Annotated in this window: 24 protein-coding genes; 12 read left to right on the plus strand and 12 right to left on the minus strand. The window is 39.6% G+C overall.

Going from position 1 to position 26,442, the window contains the following annotated elements:
• The first annotated feature begins 301 nt into the window (after positions 1-301).
• Positions 302-523 (plus strand): hypothetical protein, encoded by a 222-nt coding sequence (locus AACU95_RS14985; protein WP_036895187.1) that lies wholly within the window; start codon positions 302-304, stop codon positions 521-523.
• A 63-nt stretch (positions 524-586) separates the two neighbouring features.
• Here the strand turns inward: AACU95_RS14985 and mgtE are convergent, their stop codons facing one another.
• The 6 genes from mgtE to purM all read right to left on the minus strand — a co-directional run bounded on the left by mgtE (position 587) and on the right by purM (position 8,334).
• Positions 587-2,050, minus strand: a complete 1,464-nt coding sequence (gene mgtE / locus AACU95_RS14990; RefSeq protein ID WP_004243440.1) for a magnesium transporter — start codon at positions 2,048-2,050, stop codon at positions 587-589.
• A gap of 233 nt (positions 2,051-2,283) precedes the next feature.
• Positions 2,284-3,819 (minus strand): exopolyphosphatase, encoded by a 1,536-nt coding sequence (gene ppx, locus AACU95_RS14995; RefSeq protein WP_004243438.1) that lies wholly within the window; start codon positions 3,817-3,819, stop codon positions 2,284-2,286.
• A 3-nt stretch (positions 3,820-3,822) separates the two neighbouring features.
• Positions 3,823-5,904, minus strand: a complete 2,082-nt coding sequence (ppk1, locus tag AACU95_RS15000) for a polyphosphate kinase 1 (protein WP_004243437.1) — start codon at positions 5,902-5,904, stop codon at positions 3,823-3,825.
• A gap of 46 nt (positions 5,905-5,950) precedes the next feature.
• Positions 5,951-6,541, minus strand: coding sequence for a spermidine N1-acetyltransferase (gene speG, locus AACU95_RS15005; protein WP_004243436.1), 591 nt, complete (start codon positions 6,539-6,541; stop codon positions 5,951-5,953).
• Between the two features lie 109 nt (positions 6,542-6,650).
• Entirely contained in the window at positions 6,651-7,280 is a 630-nt protein-coding gene (gene purN / locus AACU95_RS15010; RefSeq protein ID WP_004243435.1) for a phosphoribosylglycinamide formyltransferase, read from the minus strand.
• Positions 7,281-7,293: 13 nt separating this feature from the next.
• A complete protein-coding gene (gene purM, locus AACU95_RS15015; RefSeq protein ID WP_004248288.1) occupies positions 7,294-8,334 on the minus strand; it encodes a phosphoribosylformylglycinamidine cyclo-ligase in 1,041 nt (346 codons plus the stop codon).
• 231 nt (positions 8,335-8,565) lie between these two features.
• On the opposite strand from purM, the gene upp reads away from it, so the two are divergent.
• The 4 genes from upp (at position 8,566) to hda (ending at position 12,973) form a co-directional block, all read left to right on the plus strand.
• Entirely contained in the window at positions 8,566-9,192 is a 627-nt protein-coding gene (gene upp, locus AACU95_RS15020; protein WP_004248287.1) for a uracil phosphoribosyltransferase, read from the plus strand.
• Positions 9,193-9,300: 108 nt separating this feature from the next.
• The gene (gene uraA / locus AACU95_RS15025; protein WP_004243429.1) at positions 9,301-10,602 is read left to right on the plus strand and encodes a uracil permease; all 1,302 of its coding nucleotides are present in this window, start codon (positions 9,301-9,303) and stop codon (positions 10,600-10,602) included.
• Positions 10,603-10,897: 295 nt separating this feature from the next.
• Positions 10,898-12,103 carry a mechanosensitive ion channel family protein gene (locus AACU95_RS15030; protein WP_004243426.1) on the plus strand — a complete coding sequence of 402 codons (1,206 nt, stop codon included), beginning with the start codon at positions 10,898-10,900 and terminating at the stop codon, positions 12,101-12,103.
• A gap of 162 nt (positions 12,104-12,265) precedes the next feature.
• On the plus strand, positions 12,266-12,973 hold the full coding sequence (hda, locus tag AACU95_RS15035; RefSeq protein WP_036896130.1) for a DnaA inactivator Hda: 708 nt from the start codon (positions 12,266-12,268) through the stop codon (positions 12,971-12,973).
• Positions 12,974-13,082: 109 nt separating this feature from the next.
• Here hda and AACU95_RS15040 read toward each other — a convergent pair whose 3' ends face one another.
• The 3 genes from AACU95_RS15040 to AACU95_RS15050 form a co-directional block, all read right to left on the minus strand.
• The gene (locus tag AACU95_RS15040; RefSeq protein ID WP_012368036.1) at positions 13,083-14,333 is read right to left on the minus strand and encodes an MFS transporter; all 1,251 of its coding nucleotides are present in this window, start codon (positions 14,331-14,333) and stop codon (positions 13,083-13,085) included.
• 846 nt (positions 14,334-15,179) lie between these two features.
• Positions 15,180-15,536 (minus strand): arsenate reductase (glutaredoxin), encoded by a 357-nt coding sequence (gene arsC / locus AACU95_RS15045; RefSeq protein WP_004243423.1) that lies wholly within the window; start codon positions 15,534-15,536, stop codon positions 15,180-15,182.
• A gap of 8 nt (positions 15,537-15,544) precedes the next feature.
• Positions 15,545-17,017 (minus strand): beta-barrel assembly-enhancing protease, encoded by a 1,473-nt coding sequence (locus AACU95_RS15050; protein ID WP_004243422.1) that lies wholly within the window; start codon positions 17,015-17,017, stop codon positions 15,545-15,547.
• Positions 17,018-17,171: 154 nt separating this feature from the next.
• Between AACU95_RS15050 and AACU95_RS15055 the strand changes: the two genes are divergently transcribed.
• Positions 17,172-18,260, plus strand: a complete 1,089-nt coding sequence (locus tag AACU95_RS15055; protein WP_004243419.1) for an AI-2E family transporter — start codon at positions 17,172-17,174, stop codon at positions 18,258-18,260.
• A 101-nt stretch (positions 18,261-18,361) separates the two neighbouring features.
• Here the strand turns inward: AACU95_RS15055 and bcp are convergent, their stop codons facing one another.
• Both bcp and AACU95_RS15065 read right to left on the minus strand, forming a co-directional pair.
• Complete coding sequence (gene bcp, locus AACU95_RS15060; RefSeq protein WP_004243417.1) at positions 18,362-18,832, minus strand: thioredoxin-dependent thiol peroxidase; 471 nt, start codon at positions 18,830-18,832, stop codon at positions 18,362-18,364.
• Between the two features lie 19 nt (positions 18,833-18,851).
• Positions 18,852-19,409, minus strand: a complete 558-nt coding sequence (locus AACU95_RS15065) for a glycine cleavage system transcriptional repressor (protein WP_004248283.1) — start codon at positions 19,407-19,409, stop codon at positions 18,852-18,854.
• 216 nt (positions 19,410-19,625) lie between these two features.
• Here AACU95_RS15065 and dapA point away from each other — a divergent pair, with 216 nt between their 5' ends.
• The 6 genes from dapA to AACU95_RS15095 all read left to right on the plus strand — a co-directional run bounded on the left by dapA (position 19,626) and on the right by AACU95_RS15095 (position 26,225).
• On the plus strand, positions 19,626-20,525 hold the full coding sequence (gene dapA / locus AACU95_RS15070) for a 4-hydroxy-tetrahydrodipicolinate synthase (RefSeq protein ID WP_004243415.1): 900 nt from the start codon (positions 19,626-19,628) through the stop codon (positions 20,523-20,525).
• A 16-nt stretch (positions 20,526-20,541) separates the two neighbouring features.
• Positions 20,542-21,588 (plus strand): outer membrane protein assembly factor BamC, encoded by a 1,047-nt coding sequence (gene bamC / locus AACU95_RS15075; RefSeq protein ID WP_049208063.1) that lies wholly within the window; start codon positions 20,542-20,544, stop codon positions 21,586-21,588.
• A 223-nt stretch (positions 21,589-21,811) separates the two neighbouring features.
• On the plus strand, positions 21,812-22,525 hold the full coding sequence (purC, locus tag AACU95_RS15080) for a phosphoribosylaminoimidazolesuccinocarboxamide synthase (protein ID WP_004243413.1): 714 nt from the start codon (positions 21,812-21,814) through the stop codon (positions 22,523-22,525).
• 246 nt (positions 22,526-22,771) lie between these two features.
• Positions 22,772-23,656: a KPN_02809 family neutral zinc metallopeptidase gene (ypfJ, locus tag AACU95_RS15085; protein ID WP_004243412.1), complete on the plus strand. Its 885-nt coding sequence runs from the start codon at positions 22,772-22,774 to the stop codon at positions 23,654-23,656.
• 62 nt (positions 23,657-23,718) lie between these two features.
• A complete protein-coding gene (locus tag AACU95_RS15090) occupies positions 23,719-24,171 on the plus strand; it encodes a DUF441 domain-containing protein (protein ID WP_004243411.1) in 453 nt (150 codons plus the stop codon).
• Positions 24,172-24,173: 2 nt separating this feature from the next.
• The gene (locus tag AACU95_RS15095; protein WP_036971667.1) at positions 24,174-26,225 is read left to right on the plus strand and encodes a tRNA(Met) cytidine acetyltransferase TmcA; all 2,052 of its coding nucleotides are present in this window, start codon (positions 24,174-24,176) and stop codon (positions 26,223-26,225) included.
• Here the strand turns inward: AACU95_RS15095 and AACU95_RS15100 are convergent.
• Entirely contained in the window at positions 26,167-26,364 is a 198-nt protein-coding gene (locus tag AACU95_RS15100) for a YpfN family protein (protein ID WP_004243408.1), read from the minus strand. The genes AACU95_RS15095 and AACU95_RS15100 overlap by 59 nt on opposite strands.
• Between the last annotated feature and the right edge of the window lie 78 nt (positions 26,365-26,442).

The raw sequence follows: 26,442 nt of genomic DNA on the forward strand, positions 1-26,442 counted from the left end.
AGATTATTAATTAATAAATATTGATGTTTTGTAGCAATATAACCTGTTATTAGTATTGTTTTTAGGGTATTCATCTAAAATGAATCTAGTTGTTCATTAGTTTTAAATTTCTTAAAATTGAAAATTATTGATATTAAATGTCAATCAATATGGTTATTGTAAGCGTGGTTACGCATTTTTATTTAAAATATAGATTTTAAATAGTTAAATGATAAATAGGGAAAAACAGCAAAAATCATCTCAAAGCGTCATTATCTGGTTATAATTACATCAGATGTCGGTGGATATAGCAGGGGGAGTGATGAATTCAATTTCGATAAGTGCGGTGTTGTTAGCCGCGATTGTGCTATTTGCATCTGTGTTTGTTGTCGCTTTAGCTAGTAGTCTGCTACTAAAAAAAACGCTGTATGGGAGTCTGCAACAAGATAATTTATCAGTCAGTGTTGCGGTAAGAAGAACGTTTATGGTATCGCTTGTTGTCGCATTACTACTGGTCTATTACTTTCTTTCAACAACAACCTAAAAAATCTATAAAAACAAAAACGCCACTGTGATGTACTCTACAGTGGCGTTTTTATCTGTCTTGTTAAACTAAGAAAATAGTGGCTAGGCCTAAGAAAATAAAGAAGCCACCAGTATCGGTGATCGCGGTGATCATCACACTTGAGCCAATAGCCGGATCTTTACCCAGTTTTATCATGGTCATTGGTATTAATACCCCCATCATGGCAGCCATCAACAGGTTGAGTACCATGGCCATTGTCATTACGGCGCCCATCGCAATATCACCATAAAGGAAGTAAGTTACAACTCCCATTATTCCCCCCCAAACAATACCGTTGATAAGGGCAACACCTAACTCTCTTAAAATTAAGAACGAGAAACTACCAGTCTGAATTTGATGTAGTGCTAATGCACGCACAATCATAGTAATGGTTTGGTTACCGGTATTTCCCCCAATACCTGCAACAATGGGCATTAAAGTTGCTAAGGCGACTAATTGGGAAATGGTATGCTCAAACACACCGATAACACGAGAAGCGACAAAAGCAGTACATAAGTTGATAGCAAGCCATGTCCAACGTGTTTTAACCGCTTGCCCGACAGGGGCGAATACATCCTCTTCTGGGCTTAACCCCCCCATACGACGAATGTTGGTATCGCTCTCTTCATGCATATTATCGACGATATCTTCAACGGTTAAACGTCCCATTAACAGGCCATTACTATCAACAACTGCAGCCGAAATTAAGTCATAACGTTCGAACGCACCCGCTGCATCTTCGCCTTTCTCTTCGGGCATAAAGCTGACAGTATCGGTTTTCATGACATCAGAGACCCGTTTATCCGGCGACTGGGTTAATACTGTGGTTAAGGGTAATTCACCTAACAGATGATTGGCATTATCAATAACGAAAATTTTATCCGTGGCTTCAGGAATAGAGCCACGTTGGCGTAAATAACGTTGAACCGTTTTTAATGTTACGTTGCCACGCACGGTGACAAACTCAAAATCCATCATCTGTCCAACACTATCCTTCGGATATTGCAGGACTTCTCTGATCCTATTACGCAGACTTGGTTCTAAATAGGTCAAAAGACGACGCATGGTATCACGGGGTAAATGCTCCGCAATATAGGCCTGTTCATCCACATGCAAAGAAGCGACTGAGCGTAATAATTCACGATCCGTCATATCTTTAATTAGGCTGTCCCAAACGGCGACAGAGGCTTCGACTAAAACCGCACCACGCTCATTATTATCAACCAAATGCCATAGGGCTAAACGTTCATCATAGGGAAGGGCTTCAAGAATATCTGCAATATCTGCCGCGTGTAGATCTTGTAGTAATTCTCTAACAGTGGTGATTTTTTCATGAAGTTCATGGTGGCTCAGCCTATCACTTTCACTTGCTTCACCTAACACTGTTTCAACAAAACGGTCATCTTCAAGAAAGATGTTCAGAATTTGCTGACGCAGGTGTGCCACTTTTTGTGAATATGGATTGATGGCAGCCGCAGTATCATTATTGATAGCTGATTGAGACATGTTATTCCTTTTTAATTCTTACGAGGGAGATAACCATTAGTATTCATTATTCCATTTTAGGATGATTATCGGTCTTCTCCATATAAAAAAATAGCGATCTTGAAAATATTACATTGGGTATTTTCATATTATCGTCACAAATCAAACCTTACGTTGTTATGTGATAGTTGTTGTATGATAAATGCAACAAAAGACGCATTATACCGCGTCTTTTTCTGTATAATATCATATTGTTAAGCAGATTCCTCTTTTATATCCAGTTTCCAGCCTGGAACGGCCTGCCAATGCTCCTGTTCTTTTTCTAAATCCAATTCCATCAATGTGTTATCGGCAAGATAATTTTTAGGAAAATAGAGTGTCCAGTGATTATCATCGGTCACTAAACGTAAAGAAACCGGTTTAGTGGTTGATTGACGCTGATTATTAAGTAGTGTTGCTAACCTAAGTATTTGTACTAATGGATAATACTGTTTCTTTTTATATAGATTAAATTTAGGTAACTCATCAAACTTAATTGCTTTGCGATGATAGCGAACTAATGTAGTTAATAATTGTTGTTGTTCTTGATTAAAACCGGGTAGATCTGTATTCGAAAGAATATAAGCAGAATGACGATGCAAACCACTTAAATTGATACTTAATCCCACTTCATGCAACATCACCGCCCATACTAAAATCGCTTCTAGATCAGGACGAACCAGTTTAGGATTTTGTTCCGCCCACTGAGCATACAGTGATTGCATTGTGGTGAGGACACGCTTAGCTTGTTCACGATCGATATTATAGTGTTCAGCAAGGCTTTTGGCGGTACGCTGGCGAATATCTTGATGACGAAAACGGCCTTCCATTTCATACAATACACCTTCACGTAATGCACCATCAGATAAATGGAGAGCCTTTAAGCCTAGGGTATCGAAAATACCGCATAAAATGGCTAAACCAGGTACAAAACTGTGTTTACGTTCATCGGATAATCCCGGTAGGGTGATATCCTTAAATTTTTTAAACCGTAGTACCTGTTTGGTCAACATTAATAGGCGTTCAGGGGTGATCACACCATCTTTTTCACCAAATTCAACCAAAATTTCATGTGCAGCTTTGATAGTACCCGATGCGCCTAATGCGACATCCCAGCCGGTCATTTTATATTGCCAAGCAATTTTTTCCATTTTACGTGCTGCTTTTTCGCGTGCTTTACGAAAAGCGGATTCGCTAATTTTTTGGTTCGGGAAAAATTGACGGCTAAAACTGACACACCCCATACGCTGGCTTTCGATCAAGATGGGTTCAAAATTTTCTCCGATCACTAATTCGGTAGAGCCTCCACCAATATCAATCACTAGCTTACGCCCTTTTTCAGATTGCGTATGCTCAACGCCCATAAAGATCAGGCGTGCTTCTTCGTGACCAGAAATAATTTCAATAGGATAGGGCATCACCTCTTTTGCGCGTTGCAAAAAGACTTTGGCATTGCTAGCAACCCGTAACGTATGTGTACCGACCACAGTGACATTTTCTGCTGGAAATCCCTGTAACCTTTCAGCAAAAAGGGAAAGTGCAGAAAGCCCCCGCAACATTGCTTCTTCACTGAGTTTATCATTATCATCAAGACCATCGGCAAGATATACCCGTTGTTTTAAACGACTTAATACCTGTAAGGCACCATTGACAACACGGGCTATGATCATATGAAAACTATTAGAACCAAGGTCTATAGCCGCAATTTCTAAAGGACGTGGTGAAGAAGAGTCATCTTGTAATAAAGGCATTGATTACGCTCGTGATCCTGGTTGTTCTAATGATTTAAGGTATTCATATACAGCAAGTTGGGCGCGGATCTTACGTTTATTTCCTCGAGGAACATAGCTATTTGTTAGATCTTTATCTAAATATCGTGCTTTTACAGTATCATTAAACTGGATCTCAAGAATATCCAAAATACGCTGTTTTAGCTGAGGGTCGAGTAGTGGTACGGCAACTTCAATACGATAATCAAGGTTACGAGTCATCCAGTCTGCGGATGATAGGAAAATTTTCTCATCCCCTTTATTGGTAAAGACATAAACACGATCATGCTCTAAAAAGCGGTCAACAATACTGGTGACCTGAATATTTTCACTAAAATCGGGCTGATTAGGGACTAAAGAGCACATACCGCGTACTAATAGGCGGATTTTAACACCTGCTTGTGAGGCATCATAAAGACGATTAACTAACTCTTCATCGACTAAATTGTTAACTTTTAAGGTAATACCCGCAGGGTGCCCCGCTTGAGCATTGTGAATTTCATTTGTGATCAACTGGTTTAACAAAATACGTGAGTTTTGCGGTGATACCATTAAATGTTCAAAAGTCACCGGACGATAAGGGTTTTCAATAAAATTGAACACTCGACGTACTTCATTATTAATTTCTGTATTCGCGGTTAACAGAGAATAATCGGTATAAAGGCGTGCGGTTTTTTCATTAAAATTCCCGGTACCAATATGTGCATAGCGAATGATTTCGCCTTCTTCTAAACGAGAAATAATAAATAATTTCGCATGAATTTTTAAGCCGGGCGCTGAAAAGATAACGTGGACGCCAGCTTCGGTTAAGCGTTTAGCCCAATGTATATTCGCGGCTTCATCAAAGCGAGCTTGTAATTCAACGACCACAGTGACACGCTTACCATTGTGGGCGGCGTGGATCATCGAATCGATAATCCGAGAGTCTTTTGCTACGCGATAGATATTGATTTTTATCGAAATAACACTGGGATCAAAAGACGCTTGGCGTAATAATTCCAATACATGCTCAAAGGTATGATAAGGATAATAAAGTAACACATCACGTTCACGAATTGCATCAAAGCCATTACGGAAATTATCAAACCAAACATGGCGTAAACGAGGAATAGGTTTATTTAATAGAAACTTACTACCCTCATTAGGAAAATTAATAAAGTCTTTAAAGTTGTGATAACGCCCACCAGCAATGACCGAGTCATTATTAGATAAACCTAATTTGCTACGCAGTAAAGCAACCATTTCATCGGGCATATCACGTTGATAGACAAAACGAACAGGCTCAGCGGTAAGACGTTGTTTTAAGGTCGATGACATCATTTCTAATAAGCTGGATTCCATTTCAGTGGCTAAATCATATTCAGCATCACGTGTCATTTTCATGGAATAAGCATTTAAAGAATCATAGTCAAAGAAGCCTTTAAAAATCTCATCAAGACAATAGCGTAAGATATTATCCAGCAAGATCATTGACTTTTTCTTACCTCGGCCTTGTTCTGTGGGCAAAATAACAAAACGAGGGACTTTATCTGAGGGGATCTCTAACAAAGCGTAGTGAATAGTTTGCCCTTGAGCAATTTCAACGGCTAAATATGTGTAGTCATCTTTTAAAAACTCAACCAAATTAGTTTCAGGGTTGATAAGGATCGGCGTGATATGTTTTCTTAAGTTTTGGCGAAAATATTGGCGTAACCAAATTTGTTGATTAGGTGAGATTTGCCGTTCATTGATTAAAAAAATCTGATTACGCGCCATTTCTAAAAGCAAGTCGTTATACAGTGCGTCGAATTCTTGGTCGGCTTTGGCAACTTTAGATTGGATTTTTTTGATTAAATGACGAGCGTGACTAGAGCCAGAGCGTGAGCCGCGCTCCTCATTAATTAAAATACGCCGTTTTACATCCGCAAAGCGAACTTTATAAAACTCATCAAGATTATTTGAATAGATCCCCAAAAACCTGACCCTTTCGATTAGCGGGTTACGTTTATCTGCCGCCTCTTGCAATACTCGCTCGTTAAACGCAAGCCAGCTGATCTCTTTATCAATATAGAGTCGTTCTTGGGACATCTGAACTCCAACATGGGTTAAAGTTAAATCTTATTATCTGAATTAATCAGACATATTGTTTTATCGTTGCACCCGGTTTAACAAAATTTTCCGGTCTTGCTGCTTTGGCTTTTTGTTCAAAATAAGGGGCTTGGAATGTACACATTCTAATCGCAGAACGGTAAGAGCCATTAACAAAAAACTCATCTATTAAATCACCTTCTTTCTTAAAGCCAAGCTTTTCATAAATATGAATCGCTTTAGCATTCTCTTTATCGACGATTAAATAGAGTTTGTATAAATTAAGTACAGAAAAAGCGTAGTCCATCGCTAACTTTGCCGCGCGGGCTGCATAACCATGGCCTTGATGAGCAGGGGCGATAATGATTTGAAACTCAGCACGACGATGAACATAATCAATTTCAACCAGCTCAACTAAACCGACTTTTGTGCCTTCACTTTCAGCAATAAAACGTCGTTCACTTTGGTCGTGAATATGTTTTTCATATAGGTCGCTTAACTCAATAAAAGCTTCATAAGGCTCTTCAAACCAGTAGCGCATAACGCTAGCATTATTATCAAGTTTATGGACAAAAGGAAGGTCTTCTCTTTCGAGAGGACGTAATTTTATAGGTGGAACTTTCTTACCACCGGACATAAGCACCTCGGTGAAAATGCATTGAATAAAAAGAGAAAAGGGTGACACAATAAAAGTCACCGCGGGCTACAGTGTAGCACAAAGTGACTTTTTATCTTAAGTGAAACCGTTAATCAAGATTGTCAAACAGAACATTACCATCAAGTAGCGCCCGATTATCTATCATTTTTAATCTCTCTTCTGCTAACCAACTAATTGCGAGAGGATAAATGCGATACTCTTGTGTTTGTATTTTTGCTTGCAAACTTTGTTCGGTATCATCAGGAGAGACGGGAATACGCGCTTGAATGATCATCGGGCCACCGTCTAATTCTTCCGTGACAAAGTGTACGGTAGTACCATGAAAAGTATCTTTATTCTCAATAACTTGTTTATGTGTATGCAGACCGGGATATTTGGGAAGTAAAGAGGGATGAATATTTAATAGCTTATGCTGATAATGGTTGACAAATAACGGCGATAAAATACGCATAAAGCCAGCAAGAACCACAATATCAGGCTGATAGCCATCAATTTGAGTGATTAACGCTTTATCATAAGCTTCTCTATCAGGATAATCAGCCGGATCGATAAAGTAAGCAGGGATATCCGCTTGTCTCGCTCGTTCAAGCCCATAAGCTTGTGCTTTATTGCTGAAAACAGCCACAACTTGGCCTGCGATTTTATGCGCCCTACAGGCGTCAATAATCGCCTGTAGGTTGCTACCATTTCCTGAGATCAGGACCACAATATTTTTCATGGGGGTACTTTTACTAATTGATAATCACTTGTGCATCACCCGCTGCTTGCGGGGCAATATCACCAATTAACCATGCCTTTTCACCACAGGCATTAAGATGTGATAGCGTTTTTTCAACATCAGCTTGGCTCACGGCGATTAATAAGCCGACACCACAGTTAAAGGTACGATACATTTCATGAGTGCTGACATTACCTGCCTGTTGTAGCCAGTTAAAGACCTCAGGCCACTGCCAACTTTGGCTATTAATACGAGCTTGCGTATTTTCAGGTAGCACGCGCGGAATATTTTCCCAAAATCCACCGCCAGTAATATGTGCCACTGCGTGAATATCAACGTTTTCAATTAATGACAGGAGTGATTTTACATAAATACGGGTTGGCGCTAAGAGTTTATCAGCCAGTGATGTATCACCTAATGGGGTAGTTTCAGCACAGGCACCACTGACTTCAAGAATTTTTCTGATCAGTGAATAGCCATTAGAATGAGGGCCACTTGAAGCGAGAGCAATTAATGCATCACCCGCTTTAACTTTGCTACCATCGATAATCTGTGATTTTTCAACGACACCAACACAAAAACCGGCGATATCATAATCGTTACCATGATACATGCCGGGCATTTCCGCTGTTTCGCCACCCACTAAGGCACAGCCGGATTGCTTACAACCTTCAGCGATACCCGTTACAACCCGTGCGGCAGTATCGACATCTAACTTGCCTGTGGCATAGTAGTCAAGAAAGAAGAGAGGCTCAGCACCTTGAACGATTAAATCGTTAACACACATTGCGACTAAATCGATACCAATATCATCGTGGCGATTTAAGTCCATCGCAAGGCGAAGTTTAGTACCGACACCGTCAGTGCCTGACACTAAAATAGGTTCGCGGTATTTAGTGGGAATAGCGCATAATGCACCAAAACCACCTAAACCCCCCATAACTTCAGGACGGCGAGTTTCTTTTACTACACTTTTAATACGATCGACTAAAGCATTACCTGCATCAATATCGACACCGGCATCTTTATAGCTGAGAGAGGATTTGTTAGTCACGTCTAGCCCTCACGGCAAGTTGCTGTTAAGAAAAAATGTGTGCGGTGGCTATTCTAGCAGGCAAAGCAAACGTTTGCGAGGATCTTCTTTTTAGATCACAATTATTCATGTTAGTGTGGTTAAAAGCTGTGCGATTGATCAATATCAATAGAAAAACGATGGAAAGTCACTAAAAAAGCGGTATAATCTCGCGATTTTTTTGTCTGGCTGCGTCGTACATTAGGAGAAATTATGAAGATCGTTGAGGTAAAACACCCACTCATTCAACATAAATTGGGGCTGATGCGAGATCATGATATAAGCACTAAACGCTTTCGTGAATTGGCTTCAGAAGTTTCCAGTCTACTGACGTATGAAGCTACCGCCGATTTAGAAACAGAGACGGTAACAATTGAAGGTTGGTGTGGCCCGGTTGAGATAGAACAGATTAAAGGAAAAAAAATTACTGTTGTACCTATCCTCCGTGCCGGTCTTGGGATGATGGATGGAGTATTAGAAAATATTCCTAGCGCCCGGATCAGTGTAGTTGGTGTTTACCGCGATGAAGAAACCTTAAAGCCCGTCCCTTACTTCCAGAAACTAGCCTCTCATATTGAAGAACGTATGGCACTTGTTGTTGACCCAATGTTAGCAACTGGTGGCTCTATGATTGCCACAATTGATTTATTAAAAAATTCAGGCTGTACTTCAATTAAAGTTTTAGTGTTAGTGGCTGCGCCTGAGGGGATCAAAGCATTAGAAGAAGCTCATCCTGATGTTGAGTTATATACTGCATCGATTGATAAGCATCTTAATGAGCATGGGTACATTGTCCCAGGCCTTGGTGATGCGGGTGATAAGATATTTGGTACAAAATAATGATTAAGCCGACTTTGATAGTCGGCTTTTTTTTGGATCACTTATTGGTTTGTTTTATCGCTGAAATTTAAATTCCATTTATATCTATTTTAAAGAGAGGTCGTAAGCATGACTCGTCGTGCAATCGGGGTAGAAGAGCGCCCACCATTATTACAAACAATCCCATTGAGTTTTCAACATCTGTTTGCCATGTTTGGTGCTACTGTACTTGTGCCGATTTTGTTTAAGGTTAATCCGGCCACCATATTATTGTTTAACGGTATCGGTACTCTGCTTTATCTCTTTATCTGTAAAGGTCGTATTCCTGCTTATTTAGGTTCAAGTTTCGCCTTTATCTCTCCGGTGTTATTGCTACTTCCTTTAGGCTATGAATTAGCATTGGGCGGGTTTATTGTCTGTGGGGTGCTATTTTGCCTTGTTGCTGGCATTGTGAAAATCGCCGGACGAGGATGGATTAATGTGATGTTTCCTCCTGCGGCAATGGGCGCAATCGTTGCCGTAATAGGTCTTGAGTTGGCCGGAACCGCCGCTAATATGGCTGGATTATTACCTAGCGCAGATAATCCCGTTGATAGTCAAACATTGATAATCTCTATGGTGACACTGGGTGTGACTATTTTAGGCTCAGTGATGTTTAGGGGATTTTTGGCTATTATTCCTATTCTTATTGGCGTGTTAGCCGGTTACGCACTCTCTTTCTTTATGGGCGTTGTTGATGTGACACCGATTAAAGAAGCCAATTGGTTTGCTCTGCCTACCTTTTATTCGCCGCGTTTTGAGTGGAGTGCTATTTTTATTATCTTGCCGGCGGCATTAGTGGTTATTGCCGAACACGTAGGGCACCTTGTGGTAACCGCGAATATTGTTCAACGTGATCTCATGAAAAACCCAGGCTTACATCGCTCTATGTTTGCAAATGGTTTTTCAACCATTATCTCCGGATTTTTTGGCTCTACACCTAACACGACTTACGGTGAAAATATCGGTGTTATGGCTATTACTAAAGTGTATAGCACTTGGGTCATTGGTGGTGCAGCAATTATCGCCATCTTACTTTCTTGTGTTGGTAAATTGGCAGCCGCGATTGCAGCGGTTCCCGTACCGGTAATGGGCGGTGTCTCTTTATTACTGTATGGTGTAATAGGGGCGTCCGGCATTCGCGTATTATTAGATTCGAAAGTTGATTATAACAAACCACAAAACTTGATATTAACAGCGATCATTTTAATTGTCGGTGTAAGTGGTGCATCAATTCAAATTGGCGCAGCTGAACTAAAAGGCATGGCTTTAGCAACGATAGTCGGTATTGTTTTAAGTTTAGTATTTAAGTTGGTGAGTATTATTCGCCCAGAAACTGAGTTAGTGGATGATACTCTGGAGTCAATTAACGAACATACAAACACCAAGTAATCATTGATGAGCTTTTTTCGCTAATATTTCGTCATTGAACTAAAAAGCAGTCATAGACTGCTTTTTTTATTGGTTGTTTTTTATTCTTATAAGATAAACAAGAACTCTTTTGTTATAAAAAGCGTTTAAAACTTAGAAAAAGAAAATAAACTTAATAATAATATTTATTTAACGCAAATAAATGAGACAATGAGATTGTTAGTGGTTTAGTGATAGCGATACTTTTTAGCTATTATTGAGCTAAAAATTATTTTAAGGTTGTAACAAAGCTTTTAAAAGGGTGACGACGCTAGTTATGGAAAAACTTGTTGATATATACGACTTTATCGTATCTAAGCAGATTTTCACCACGCTGTTTTTAGTGATCACGTTGCTGGTGGTGTGGTTTCTGGCAAAGATGATCTTTCGTCGTATAGCCAAGCGTCTATTGTTTTTATTCACCGAACTCTCAGATGAAGAGACGATAGAAGATATTGCGAAAAAAAGTGCCTCTATTGTTGCAGTCACTCTGGTTCTCTATATAAACCAGTTATTGCCTTCGTTTTCAGCACAGATGAATATTATCTTTGAAACGGTTTGTCGTGCTTTTATCGTCATCAATATTGCTTCTCTTCTTAATAACGCGTTAGATATTTTCAATATCAGGCATGCTAAAAAATCGTGGCACCGTAACAATTCGATTAAAGGTTATATTGAAATTGCTAAGATAGTGGTGTGGATCATCGCTTTTATTCTTATTATCGCGCTATTTACTGAACAATCCCCACTGATTATTATTTCCAGCTTTGGTGCGATCGCTGCGGTATTGATGTTTGTTTTCCAACATACCCTTATCTCATTTGTCGCTAATATTCTGATCTCAAATGGTAAAGTGTTAAAACTATATGATTGGATTGAATTACCCAGCAGTAATATTAGTGGTGAAGTGATTGATATCGCACTGCACACAATTACAGTACGTAATTGGGATAACACGATTTCTCGTATACCCACAAAGGACTTTTTAACCGAAAAATACACTAACTGGCAACCGATGTTCTCTTCAGGAGGCCGTCGTATCAAGCGTAGTTTCTATATTGATCAATCCTCTATTTCATTTGCTACAGAACAGTTAGTGCAGGAGCTAAAAAATACTGCGCCACTTAAAAAAAGCATTGAAGCGATGTTAGAAGGTAAAGAAGAAGAGATAGGCGATATTAATACTTGGTTAGAAACCAACGGGGTGACCAATCTACAACTTTTTAGAAAGTATATGTTAAATTGGATCAAAATGCGTGGTGATGTGAGGCCGGATATGTATTTGGTGATAAGAACAATGCCCCCCACACCAATGGGACTACCCGTTGAATTATATTGTTTTACTCGTGCTACCACATGGGTGGAATATGAAGAGACGCAATCAGAAATTTTTGAGTATATAAATGCTTGTGCTAAGTATTTTAAATTAGATATTTACCAGCAACCCTCAGGTCACGATCTCTCTAAGATAACGTTTAAATAGTGAAATAGCATCGCTAAACTGATCTTATATTGATGTCAAAATAAACAGTTTCGCTATTTATTGCTGTCATCTTAAGCAGCTCGTCTTGCTTTTTTAATATTGATTCTGTCATTGATAGAATTTGTGTTAGAATCACGACGTTTATTAAACTATTCAGGTGAGGTGCTTCTGAATACGCCATCACAGCTATCATTACCACTATCTCTGCCCGATGATGAGACATTCGATAGCTTTTACGCAGGGGAAAATGCATCACTCGTTGCAGCGATCCAAACTGCTATTCACCAATCACATGGCAGTTATATCTATTTCTGGTCTCGTGATGGGGGCGGAAAAAGCCACTTGTTGCATGCAGCTTGTGCAGAGCTTTCTTTAGCCGGAGATGCAGTTGGTTATGTTCCTCTTGATAAACGGGCTTATTTCGTACCAGATGTGCTTGAAGGTATGGAGCATCTTTCATTAGTTTGTATCGATAACGTTCAATGTATTGCGGGTGATGAAGAGTGGGAACTTGCTCTGTTTAATCTGTATAATCGCGTATTAGAACTTGGTCGCACCTGTCTATTAATCACAGGGGATAGACCTCCCCGTCAAATTGATTTACAACTTCCTGATCTCGCTTCTCGCCTAGATTGGGGGCAAATTTATCGCTTACAACCGCTAAGCGATGAAGAAAAAATTCAAGCACTACAATTAAGAGCGAAACTGCGAGGATTTGAATTACCCGAAGATGTGGGTCGTTTTGTATTAAAGCGCTTAGATAGAAAAATGCGCACATTATTTGAAATGCTAGATGAACTCGATCATGCCTCTATTGTGGCTCAACGTAAGCTGACCATTCCTTTCGTAAAAGATATTCTTAAGCTTTAATCGCAAGCTATTTAAAACAACGTATTATGCAATAGATAACCAGTAATAAAAAACCGCTTATCTCGAAAGATAAGCGGTGAGTGCAACAAATAAAGAATGGGGGAAATAATTAATGTGCTTCTACAACTTTTGTTTTCTTCTGCGGAACCACTAAGTAAATCAGATAAAGTGCGGTGATAGCCACAGTGTAACCCGTAAAGATCAACCAGAATGACTGCCAATCAATAACACCATCTGTGGTATACAAATCAATAACCCAGCCACTTAGCATCGCACCTAAATAAGTACCAAAACCATTCACTAAGGTCATAAACATACCTTGTGCGGTAGAGCGATATTGTAATGGGATCTCTTTTTCTAGGAATAGCGAGCCGGAGATATTAAAGAAATCGAAAGCACAACCATAGACAATCATGGATAACAACAGAACGATTTGGCCTAATGATGAATAGTCACCGTAAGCGAAGAAACCAAAACGTAAGATCCATGCAATCATACTAAATAATACGATAGTTTCTATTCTAACTCGTTTTAATAACAGGGGTAAAAATAGAATAAAGACCACTTCAGAAATTTGAGAAATGGATAAGAAAACAGAAGGATAATGAGCCAAGAAAGAGTCATCAGCATTAGGTGCTTTGGCCATATCTTGTAAGAATGGAACCCCAAATGTATTGGTAATTTGCAATACTGAACCTAACAATGTGGCAAAGAAAAGGAAAATAACCACATTTTTCTTTTTAAACACTTGTAAGGTATTCGATAAGCTAAAAGCGGCCACTTCTTCTTTTGCTTCTGTTTTATCTGTCGCTTTTGTCGCCGGTAAAAACATCGCAAATACCGCTAAGATAATAGAGGCTATTGCAGCAACAAACAGTTGATCGTAGCTATTACCGAAACCTAAGAAGCTAATAACCCACATTGCAGCAATAAAACCCACGGTGCCATAAACACGGATTTTGGGGAAATAGTCATTTGGCTCTAGGTGTTTTTGCTCTAGTAACTCAAAAATAATACTGTTTGCCATAGAAATGCTTGGCATAAAGAACAATAAATGCAGAAGTGTCGCAAAGAAGAGGGTAGTCACTGTGGTCATTTGGGACATCAGCACTAAAGCAAACGCGGATAAAATATGCAGGGTAATAAAGACCAGCTTACGGTTATTTATCTTGTCCGCAATAAATCCCATGATCACCGGTGCGATCAGTGATGCTAATCCTAAAGCACTAAAAATTAGCCCAACGTCAGTACCTTTAAAATGTAATTTATCAAATAGATATGAAGCAAACGTAACAAGCCAAGAGCCCCAAATAAAAAATTGGAGGAATGAAACAAGTTTGAGTCTATGTACGATGTTCATTAAATTTCCTATTAGCCTGGCAATCATCTGGTATTTTGATGATTGATTAGTTTTAGTCGCCCATATGTTGGCTATATTTTCAGTTAGTTTGCCGATATCTATACACTTTAAAAAAAATATAACGCACTATCTCTAGTGAGATAGCGAGTAGGCATGTGTAAAAGAAGTGGCGAATTAACGTATTTTGCTATGTTGCAGTATTGTTTAAATTGTATCTCTAATATTAATTTCTGAATTGGATGATAACGAAAATAAAAATGGTTCGAAGTGTATCGCAAATCAAATCTGCCATCATATTTTCTGAAGACCATAATAAGTAGGAATTCACTCGTGTAAAGAGACTTTTGTCACAATACAAATGAAACGTTTCATAAATTTTTTCTGTTGGCTGTTATTTGTAACAGGATAATGTGATCGTGATAGATATTTTTGATCTTGGTAAAATATTCACTATAAAAAAAATGAAATTAAGATGAAATATTTTGAAAGCAAGCAATAAACTACCTTATTCTACTAATGGAAATAACTATCGTGTTTCCTTAGTGCTTGTAACATAAAATTAACATTAGTGACCTTTAGAATATACAGATGGCGGTAACACCGTTGTGATGTGGTAATAAAGCAGTAGAGAATTGTGTTATTGATATGAAGAGGAGTGAAGTAAGTTAATAGGTATAACGTGTTGGTTTTCTGTCATTTTGAGCGCACTGCAGATAATGAGTTATTAGGGCGCACCACCGATCTTTGAAAACAGCCGTAAGGTTTCTCGTCTCAATGCTCTGAAATCACTCAGATTACGTTTTAGTGATGCGCCATACCGTCAATGTCGGCAATTGCCAATTTAGCCTACTTAAAAAGGGCGGTAACTTGCTCAGGTGGACGACCTAAACGCGCTTTATTGCCAACGACCACAATAGGACGTTCAATTAATTTAGGGTGATTATGCATGGCCTGAATTAATGCTTCTTGTGAGCTCTCATCAGCAAGCTTTAGGGTTTTATAAATTTCTTCTTTGGTGCGCATTAATTTTCTTGCATCGTCAAAATCTAGCGCTTTGAGTAATGCTTTTAACTCATCGACAGAAGGCGGCGTATCTAAATAATGAATAACGTCAGGGGTGATATGCATCTCTTCTAATAAATGTAAGGTTTCACGGCTTTTAGAACAGCGCGGATTATGATAAATCGTTACTTTGTTGGTCATATTATCCCTTATTTAAATTGACTGTCTTTATGTTGAAGTTTACGCAATTGATCAATACGTGCATCAAAACGAGCTTGCTCATTACTGCCTAATTTTACTTGACGACTCGCATCACCAAGATAACGAATGGCAGTTTCAAAATCTCCTCGTAATGCCAAATCTTCAGCGTAAGCTGCAAGCTCTTGGGCTCGATTACCTTGTTTTGCCGCATTTTCCGCCACCAACTGCCAACCAATAGGATCGTCAGGATTGTCAAAGGTATAGCGATATAATAATCGATTAGCTTCGTTATATTGCTTATTTTGCATATAAGCATTAGCTAAATTAACCGTCAGTACTTTGTTGTTAGGTGATTGCTTAAGCGCTTGTTGTAAACGTGTTATCGCTTCTGCAGCACGGTTTTGCTCTACGTCAATATCGGTAATGGCATCAATAAGCCAGATATTATTTGGCTCTTTTGCCAGCATAGGGGCGAGTATTTTTCTCGCGTCATTAAATTTACGATCACGAGAATAGAGTAAGGCTTGTGCATAATTGGCGGCTGATTTTTCTAATTCCGTTCCTTGCCTAAACTGATCCAGCGTGGTTTGCAAGGCGTTACTTGATGTGGGGTTTTTCTCTAGCATGGTCAATACCCGCATTTTAGCATAGAGAAAATTAGCCGATTGTGGCACTTTGCGCGGAGCATATTGCGCTGCACGGCTACGTGCATCAGATAAACGGCTGTCAGGTAAGGGGTGCGTTAATAGCATTTCAGGCGGCTTAGAACTATAGCGCACTTGGTCTGCTAAGATCTGCATAAAATTAGGCATACCTTGTGGATCAAATCCTGCACGATAAAGAGTTTGTATTCCTATCCGATCAGCTTCTTGTTCGTTCATTTGCGTGAAGGTGATCATGTTTTGTTGCATCCCAGCCATACTTCCCGTAAAGGTGGCTAAACCGGCATTGGGGTTAGCCATAAATATTAAAATAGAGCCTAATATTCCAGCCATAGCCAGTGGCGTGGTTTTAGACTGATCTTCTAACATTCTTGCAAGATGACGCTGGGTAACGTGAGAAATTTCGTGGGCGATAACAGAAGCTAATTCACTTTCATTGCGACTGTATCTAAATAGTGCTGAGTGCAATACGATATTGCCACCAAAATAAGCAAAGGCATTAATATTGGGGTTATTCACTAAATAAAAGTGAAAGGGGGTTTTTACCGAACTGGCATTAGAGACTAATCTTTGACCTAAATTATTGATGTAATTAGAAAGTAGAGGGTCAAAAACTAATGGTGCACTATTTCTTAATTGGCGAGTATAGTAATCACCCATAGCGATTTCTTGATTGATACTCAATGTTGAGCCTGCTGTCGTTCCCATATCGGGCAGGGTATCTTCAATATCAATCGCAGCGTGAGCAGGCAACACTGATGTTGATAGCAAAGTAGAAACAAGAAGCGCGACCAGTGGTTTTTTAAGTCTGAGTTTCATACAACAACATCCTGATAGCTATCTTAACGAAAAATTTATAATTAATGATGTATCATAGCAAAAGCTAACGTAAAATCCGTCAAAAGATTATTGATTATGTAAATCAATACATATAGATATATTTGACTTATTATTATAAAGGACCTCTATTTTCATGCTGGACTTGCTTGTTCAATGGTATAAACGTCGATTTGCTGATCCCCAAGTTATCGCGCTGGTGGTGATCCTAATTGCCGGTTTTTCAATTATCTACTTTTTCAGTGGCATACTTGCACCATTATTAGTCGCCATTGTATTAGCTTATTTGCTGGAATGGCCAACACACTTACTTGAGAAGCTAGGATGTGCACGAATTTGGGCCGTATCAATCGTTCTGACACTATTTATAGGTATTAGTGCCATTGTTATTTTGATTTTAGCGCCAACGGTATGGCAACAAGCCATGACGCTAATTTCAGATATCCCTAATATGATCAATAAATTCAATGCATTTGCTCGAGAATTACCTGAGCGATTCCCCGCATTAATGGATGTTGGCATCGTGGATATGATGGCGGAAAACTTGCGCAGTAAATTTTCAACGGTGGCAGAGTCAGTGTTAAAAGTCTCTTTAGCCTCTTTAATCGGCGTTATCACGCTCTCTATTTATCTGATCCTTGTGCCATTAATGACGTTCTTTTTATTAAAAGATAAGCAACAAATGCTCAATGCTGTCCGTCGGGTATTACCCAAAAATAGAATTCTTGCAGCACAAGTGTGGATTGAGGTTAATCAGCAAATCACCAACTATATTCGTGGTAAGGTTACCGAAATGGTGATTGTTGGTGTATTTACCTATTTTGTCTTTGCTTTTTTTGATTTGCGTTATTCAGTCTTATTAGCGGTTTTAGTTGGCGTTTCGGTTTTAGTGCCTTATGTGGGGGCGGTACTCGCGACTATTCCAGTCATTGTAATTGCGCTTTCTCAATGGGGATTAGGCTCTGATTTTTGGGCGCTATTTATCGCTTACTTAGTGGTTCAAGGTTTAGATAGCAACTTATTAGTACCGATATTGTTCTCTGAAGCTGTCAATATGCACCCCTTAGTCATTATCTTATCTGTGATTATATTTGGTGGTATGTGGGGTTTTTGGGGGGTGTTTTTCGCCATTCCTTTAGCGACGTTAATCAAAGCAGTATTACATGCGCTGCCTGATGAAATTGCCAATGAGCCGCCTTTAGAAACATTAGAAAAGAAAAAGTAATATAGACGCGATTTATCATCAACTTATTGATAATAAAAAAACAGACAGCGATAGTTAATGGCTGTCTGTTTTATTTATCAGCATTAAGCTGTGATCATAAACTATGGGTGTGCAGCTAAATAATCGATAACCACTTGGTGGTGATTGCTGGTTTTAAAATTATCAAACACATGTTCAATCACACCGTTTTTGTCAATTAGGAACGTCGTACGATGAATGCCATCGTAAGTTTTCCCCATAAATTGTTTTTCACCCCAAATGCCAAATTGCTCTGCAACTTTATGATCTTCATCAGAAAGTAAGGTGAAGTTTAACATCTCTTTTTCGGCAAAACGGGAAAGTTTTTCTGACTTATCAGTACTAATTCCCAATACCTCGACGTTGGCTTTTTTTAGTGTATCCATCTCATCACGTAAGCCACAAGCTTGCGTTGTACAGCCTGGTGTCATCGCTTTTGGATAAAAATAAACGAGCACACGTTGGCCAGCAAAATCAGACAGATTAATAATTTCTCCATCTTGATCAGGCAGACTGAATTGAGGTGCCTTATCACCGGCTTTTAATGGGTTCATTACCTAATTCTCCATTCTTTTATTGTTTCATCATCAGACTATTTACGATACTTATTGTGCCTTGAGCGTTTAACTCTGTACATAATTGATTGAATTTCTCATGAATAACGAGACCATGATCATCTAACGGATTATGGGCCGTGATCTGAATTTCTAAACGAGCAGGAGTACCATCCTCAGAAGGATGAGTTTTAGAAACTAATTCTGCAAGATTAAAGTGATGTTGACTAAATAAATTGGTAAAACGTTCAACAATGCCGGGGGCATCTTCTATATCTACTTTTGCAGTAATGGTTGATGGGTAAGAGACTGGCGCACCCATTTTGGTTCTTTTCATCACAGTCAATAAATCAAGTTCTGCACTTTTTATCGGCAGTAATGCTTCAAGTTGGGCAATCGCATTCCAACCACCAGAAAGTAGCATGATAAACGTAAATTCTTGACCGAACATCGCAAGCCGGCTGTCTTCGATATTACACCCGCATTGGCTAACTAATTGCGTAATGGTATCAACGATACCAGGACGGTCAGTCCCTAATGCAGTGAGTACGAGAAAATGTTTATCAGGTATAGGCAAAATAGGCTTCCTTTTGACTTTCAGTTTATTCCTAACAGGTAAACACAAAATTTGATTTCTGCCAAGATCAGAAGCGCACTATCTTTCATTATTATCTCTCTTTAATTCAAATCAAAGAATATTAGCAAATTTCATTAGAAACCTAGAGTTAAGTAGTTTTCAATAGAGCAATGAATGAGTACCATTGTGTATAAGTCTATCTCGGAGCAATGAATTATGGTAAGTAACAATTTTGATTTTACAGGCAGTATGGTGGCATTAGTCACCCCTATGGATGCGAAAGGCAATGTTGACCGAGTTAGTTTACGCAAGTTGGTCGATTATCATGTTAAAGCAGGTACAGATGCTATTGTCTCTGTGGGAACAACGGGAGAATCGGCAACATTAAGCCATGATGAGCATGTTGATGTCGTATTAATGACTCTGGATATGGCTGATGGTCGTATTCCTGTGATTGCAGGCACGGGGGCTAATGCAACTTCTGAAGCTATTTGGTTTACACAACAGTTTGAAAATAAAGGTATTGCAGGGTGCTTAACGGTTACTCCATACTATAATAAACCTTCCCAAGAAGGGCTTTATCAACATTTTAAAGCGATTTCTGAAAGCACGGCTTTACCCCAAATCTTGTATAATGTGCCCGGCCGTACAGGATGTGATTTATTGCCAGTAACAGTTGCACGTTTAGCTCAGTTGGATAATATTGTGGCAATTAAAGAGGCGACAGGGAACTTAAGTCGTGTTAGTCAAATCCAACAGTTAGTTAATGATGATAGTTTTATCTTATTAAGTGGAGATGACGCATCCTCATTAGACTTTATGCAACTTGGCGGTCATGGTGTTATTTCGGTTACTGCTAACGTTGCTGCGTTAGAAATGGTAGAATTATGTCGATTGGCAAAAGCGGGTGAGTTTGCAAAAGCACGTGAACTTAATCGACGCCTGATGGACTTACATCATCAGTTATTTGTTGAACCTAACCCAATCCCAGCTAAATGGGCGTGTCAACGTATTGGATTGATTGAAGACGCCACATTGCGCTTACCGATGACTCCATTAACATCAGCGGGTCAGGATATCGTAGAGAAAGCGCTGTTAACAGCGGGAATACTGTAAAACTTAGGGAATTTTAATGGCAACACTATTGCATAAATCAAAGATTATGAAAGTCGCGGGTCTGTCGCTGGTGGTTTTATTGGCAGCCTGTTCCAGTGATCAGCGCTATAAACGTCAAGTCAGTGGTGACGAGTCGTATTTAGAGTCAGCAGCGCTAAAAAATTTAGTTGTCCCAGCGGGTATGGTGTTGCCTTTGCAAAATGGGGAATATGATATTCCTACGCCTAAAAAGAGTGAGCCTGTGGGTTTAGCATTAGATATTCGCCCACCAACACAGGCTTTAAACTTATTAAGTGGCTCACGTAGTGAGAATAATGCGGATAATAGCCGACTGTTATTACCCAACACGCCCGAAAATACCACCTTATACGAGCAAGTTTCTGCTGTTTTAGCGGATAAAGGTGTGGCACTGGCTAAAAGTGATGCAGGACAAAAACAGATTGTTACCGATTGGATCACTTGGACTCGTGCTGATGAAAATGTGCCTTTCCAAAGTCGCCATAATTTAACGATAAGCCAGTCAGGTAATGTTGTGATATTAACGATTACGAATACTGGGTTACGCCAAGGTGAAAACGAGATTTCCGATCCAATGGAAGTGAAGCGTTATAACACCTTACTATTAAATGAAGTGGTTGACGGTTTAAACCGCATGCGTAACTTAAGTGAAAATAGCGCAACGAGTAATTTGCAAGGTATTATCGACGTACAAACGGGAAGTGATAATGCTGGGCTGCCTGTCATTATTGTTCGAGCACCATTTGATGTTGTGTGGGATAGATTACCTATCGCGCTAGAAAGCGTGGGTATGAAAATGGGCGATCGTACTCGTTCGAAAGGTTCAATTGAAGTGACTTATAAAGGCTTAAGTAGTGCAAGTTGGAGCACATTAGGGGTTGATAAACCAACAATTAATGAAGGGGATTACAAACTACAAGTCGGTGACTTAAATAACCGCAGTAGTTTGCAATTTATCAGTGATAAAGGTAAACCTCTTACACAGTCTGAAAATGATCAGATGGTTGCTGCAATGAAAGCGGCCTTTAGTAAGCCAATAAAATAAAAGCTCTTTTTATCTATTAAATATCAGGCCGTACAGAAAATGTGCGGCCTTTTTATCACTCAATTCACTTATTTCTCTTATTGATTAGAGCCGCTAAAAAATAGTCGACAGTGATATTTTTTAGTGATCCCCTCCACGTTTTAAAAGCTTTTTTATCCAATCTAGAGTAGAGTATGGAAAGCAAGTTTCTTGTTAAACCTATCACATCTTTGGAGTGTGTCAGATGCAAAAAAAAGCTGAGTTGTATCGTGGTAAAGCGAAAACGGTTTATACCACTGAGTCTTCTGATTATCTTATTCTTGAATTCAGAAACGATACATCAGCGTTAGATGGCCAACGTATTGAACAGTTTGATCGTAAAGGAATGGTGAACAATAAGTTCAATTATTTCATTATGAACAAATTGGAAGAAGCGGGTATCCCAACGCAGATGGAACGTTTGCTCTCTGATAATGAAGTGCTAGTAAAAAAACTCGATATGGTGCCTGTTGAATGTGTTATTCGTAACCGAGCGGCTGGATCACTGGTTAAACGTTTAGGTATTGAAGAAGGTACTGTCTTAAACCCACCTATTTTTGATCTCTTCTTAAAAGACGATGCCCGTCATGATCCGATGGTTAATGAATCTTACTGTGAAACTTTTGGTTGGGTATCAAAAGAAAACCTCGCAGAAATGAAACGTCTTAGTTATAAAGCAAACGATGTCCTCAGTGAACTGTTTGATAAAGCCGGTCTGATCCTCGTTGACTTTAAATTAGAGTTTGGCCTCTTTAACGGTAAAGTTGTACTGGGGGATGAATTCTCACCAGATGGTAGCCGTTTATGGGATAAAAACACCTTAGATAAAATGGATAAAGATCGCTTCCGTCAAAGTTTAGGTGGATTAATTGAAGCCTATGAAGAAGTTGCACGTCGAATTGGTGTTTCTTTAGACTAACTGCGCAATCGATTACGTCAGCAATATTATCCATAAAAGAAAAAGGTCAGCTTAAAAACTGACCTTTTTAATATGCTATAAAGAAAAATTAACTAAGATGAATTGAAAGTGACTAATGGGTGCTATTATTTTGCTCTTAAAAAATAGGCAATAGTGATGAGATAATTTTTGTTATTATCTAAGATAAGTTGTCATCAAAATGACCTAGCAATTAAAATTAAGTGAATTACATAATGGGGAAGGGTTATGCGTTGGAATGATCGCCGAAGAAGCAATAATGTTGAAGATAGAAGAGGGCAGCCTTCTTCTGCATCCGGTGGTGGTAATCTCCCATTAGGATTAATTGCACTATTATTGCGTACAAAATATGGCTTTGTGATCATTATTATTTTGGTGATCGCAAGCTTTATGGGGTTTGATTTTAATTCGCTTACAGGGCAAACATCACAACCAACACAAAATAGCCAACAACAATCTGCCCTTTATAATGAAGCGGCAGATTTTAGCAGTGTTGTATTAGCCAGTACGGAAGATTTTTGGCAAGGGATGTTTGCCAAAGCCGGCGAACAATATCGTGATCCTAAATTAGTGCTATATACCAACAGTACCACAACGCAATGCGGTACCGGCACTAAAATGATGGGGCCTTTTTATTGTCCTGCAGACCAAAAAATTTATCTCGATCTCTCTTTTTATAATGAAATGAAAAACAGCCTTGGTGGGGGGGGAGAGTTTGCTCAAGGTTATGTGATTTCTCATGAAGTGGGACATCATGTTCAGCATCTACTTGGTATCACCACACAAATGCGTGAAAAACAGCAAATGGCACGTTCAAAAGTGGAAGCAAATCGCTTATCAGTAAGACTAGAACTGCAAGCTGATTGTTTTGCGGGTATGTGGGGGCGCTTTATTGCCGGTGAAGGCCGTGTTGATGAAGCGGACTTACTGACGGCCATTAAAACCGCACAAGCTATCGGTGATGATAGGCTGCAACGCCAACAACAGGGTTACGCTGTACCGGATAGCTTTACTCACGGCACTGCAGAACAACGTAAGACATGGTTTATGCGCGGCTACAATAGTGGCGATATTAAATCTTGTGATACATTTGCTTCTTCGTCATTGAACTAATACCATCTCACGCTTAAATGATATTAGAATGATTCAGAGAAAGAGAAGGATTATAAAAATAGATGAGTAATGTTGATCCCTCATTGCTAATTTTGCTGGTACTCGCAGGCCTGGGCATTATTAGTCATAATATGACTGTCACTTTAGCAATGATCTTTTTATTGGTTATTAAAATCACACCGTTAAACCAATATTTTCCATTAGTCGAAAAATACGGTATGACCATTGGGATCTTGATCCTCACCGTAGGTGTTATGACACCGATTGCCACAGGCCGCATTTCCGCACAAGAAGTTTTCAATTCTTTTTTAAATTGGAAATCATTACTAGCGATTGCAATTGGTATCATCGTCTCTTGGTTAGGGGCACGAGGGGTGTCACTTATGAATAACCAACCGTCAACGGTAGCGGGTTTACTCGTAGGAACCGTTATTGGTGTCGCCCTATTTAGGGGGGTTCCAGTAGGTCCACTGATTGCTGCGGGGATCCTTTCGTTATTGATAGGTAAGTCATAGTAGTGCCATCTTTAGATTTATTGCGCTATCAACAAGCCTTCGCTCGACTAGGTCAGCGGCGATTACTCCTTTTAGCGGGGAGCTATACATGGCAAAGGGAACAACTTCGAGCTATCCAACAGCAGTGTAAAGGCGATTGGCTAATACTCTCTTCAGAGATGTCTGAGGCGATAAAACCAGAACATGCTCATCAACTATTAGGCCGTGAATATCTTCACGCTGTATTTGACGCTAACCATGCTTTTAATGCTGATGCACTAGCGATGCTAACGGGAACGTTGAAAGCAGGAAGTTGGCTTATCTTATGTTTACCCGATATTGTTCAGTGGCAACATTATATTGATAACGATAGTCAGCGCTGGAATGATGCGCAAGGGGTTATATCTACTCCCCATTTTATGGCTTGGTTAGCAAAAATTACACTAGCAGATAAACAGGCCATTATTTGGCAAGCATCGCAGCCCCTTGTTCTACCTGAAATAAAAAATACAGGCCAACAGTGGGCGTTGCCTCAAGGGATGCCAACCATACAACAGCAACAGTTATTAGCGCATCTTTTACAGGCAAAATCTGGCGTATGGAGTATCACGGCACCACGAGGCAGAGGAAAATCAGCGTTAGCAGGAATGTTGATAGAGCAGTGGCCTGGCTCAGTGACGGTTTGTGCCCCTGCGAGAAACAGTATTGAAGTGCTATTATCTCATACACATAAAACCATCGAGTTCTACTCACCGGATAATTTGTTAGCCCTTTGTCATACAGAGCATTTGTGTCGAGATTGGTTAATTATTGATGAAGCGGCGACTATACCCATTGCTCAACTTATAGCTCTTTGTCAGCACTTCCCTCGAGTGTTAATGACCACCACGGTACAAGGCTATGAAGGAACAGGGCGCGGCTTTATTTTAAAACTGGGTGATAGCATTCCAACGTTACAAAATTATCAACTTACCGTACCTATTCGCTGGGCGCAGGACGATCCACTCGAAAATTGGCTTAATCAACTGTTGTTACTTGATGAGCCTTCTTTTCATCATGCTAACCAATCTGGCGAGGTGGTGATCACCTCATGCCAGCATTTCGATAGTGAACAACGAGCCAATTTTTATCAACTTTTAACTAGTGCTCATTATCGAACCACGCCTTTAGATCTTCGACGTTTATTCGATGGACAAAAGCAGCACTATTGGTCTGCATTTATTCATCGGCATCTTGTTGGGGCGGTGTGGTGTATTGAAGAAGGGGGACTAGCGAAAGCCTTAGCACAAGATGTTTGGCGAGGTATACGTCGACCAAGAGGTAATCTTGTTGCCCAATCGTTAGTCACTTACGGCTTATCCATTGAGGCAATGTGTTTAACTTCATTACGCATCAGCCGAATTGCGGTATTGCCAGCATATCGACGTCAAAAAGTCGCTGCAAAATTAGTTGCGGATATTGCTAAGCAGTGCCAGAAACAGAATATTGATTACCTTTCTGTCAGTTTTGGCTATACCGACGCATTAGCCAATTTTTGGCAACAATGTGGTTTTTATCTGGTGAGATTAGGCGTTCATAAAGAAGCCAGTAGTGGCTGTTATACTGCTATGGCTATTTACCCAATCAGTGCTCAGGGGCAGCAATTATTACAAGTTGCACAACAAGCACTCGCATTACAAAGTGATTATATCACTCAGCAAACAGGTATCTCTCTTGCTACTGCATTGCCTAGCGCCAGTGAAGCAGATCACTGGCTGATGATGGCAGGTTTTGCTTTCGCCCATCGCTCTATATTAACGGTATATCAAAGTGTTGGTTATTTTCTGCAAGGTGATAGATCACGCTACCCGTTATTAGTGGCATTTTTTATTGATAAGCAATCTGTAGAGGCCTGTGTAAAACAATTTTCGTTATCGGGTAAGAAAGCCCTTGTCACGACACTACGTCGGCAATGCCAACAACTGATGGCAGAAAAAGATGAGCAATTAGCACAGGCTTACCAACATTGGTTAACGACTACTTCTTCTGGTCATTTTTGTTGGGCCAATCGTCCTCATCATCCCATTTATCATTAAAATCGCGATGGGGAGGCAGTTTCCGTTTATTTTTTAGAAACTGTTTTGGATCTATTTTATTCATATCTTTTATGGCATTAATAATTATTCCAACTAAAAGAATTAAAATAACCCACCAATAGTCAGTGATCCAGTGCATAAACCCGCCTTATGTTTTAAAATTGTTATTGAGAATGAGGAGCTTTTTTATTTACTCTTTACCCTAGAGCGACCAAGC

It is taken from the genome of Proteus sp. G4415 (genome assembly GCF_963896075.1).
Classification (GTDB): Bacteria; Pseudomonadota; Gammaproteobacteria; order Enterobacterales; family Enterobacteriaceae; genus Proteus; species Proteus mirabilis.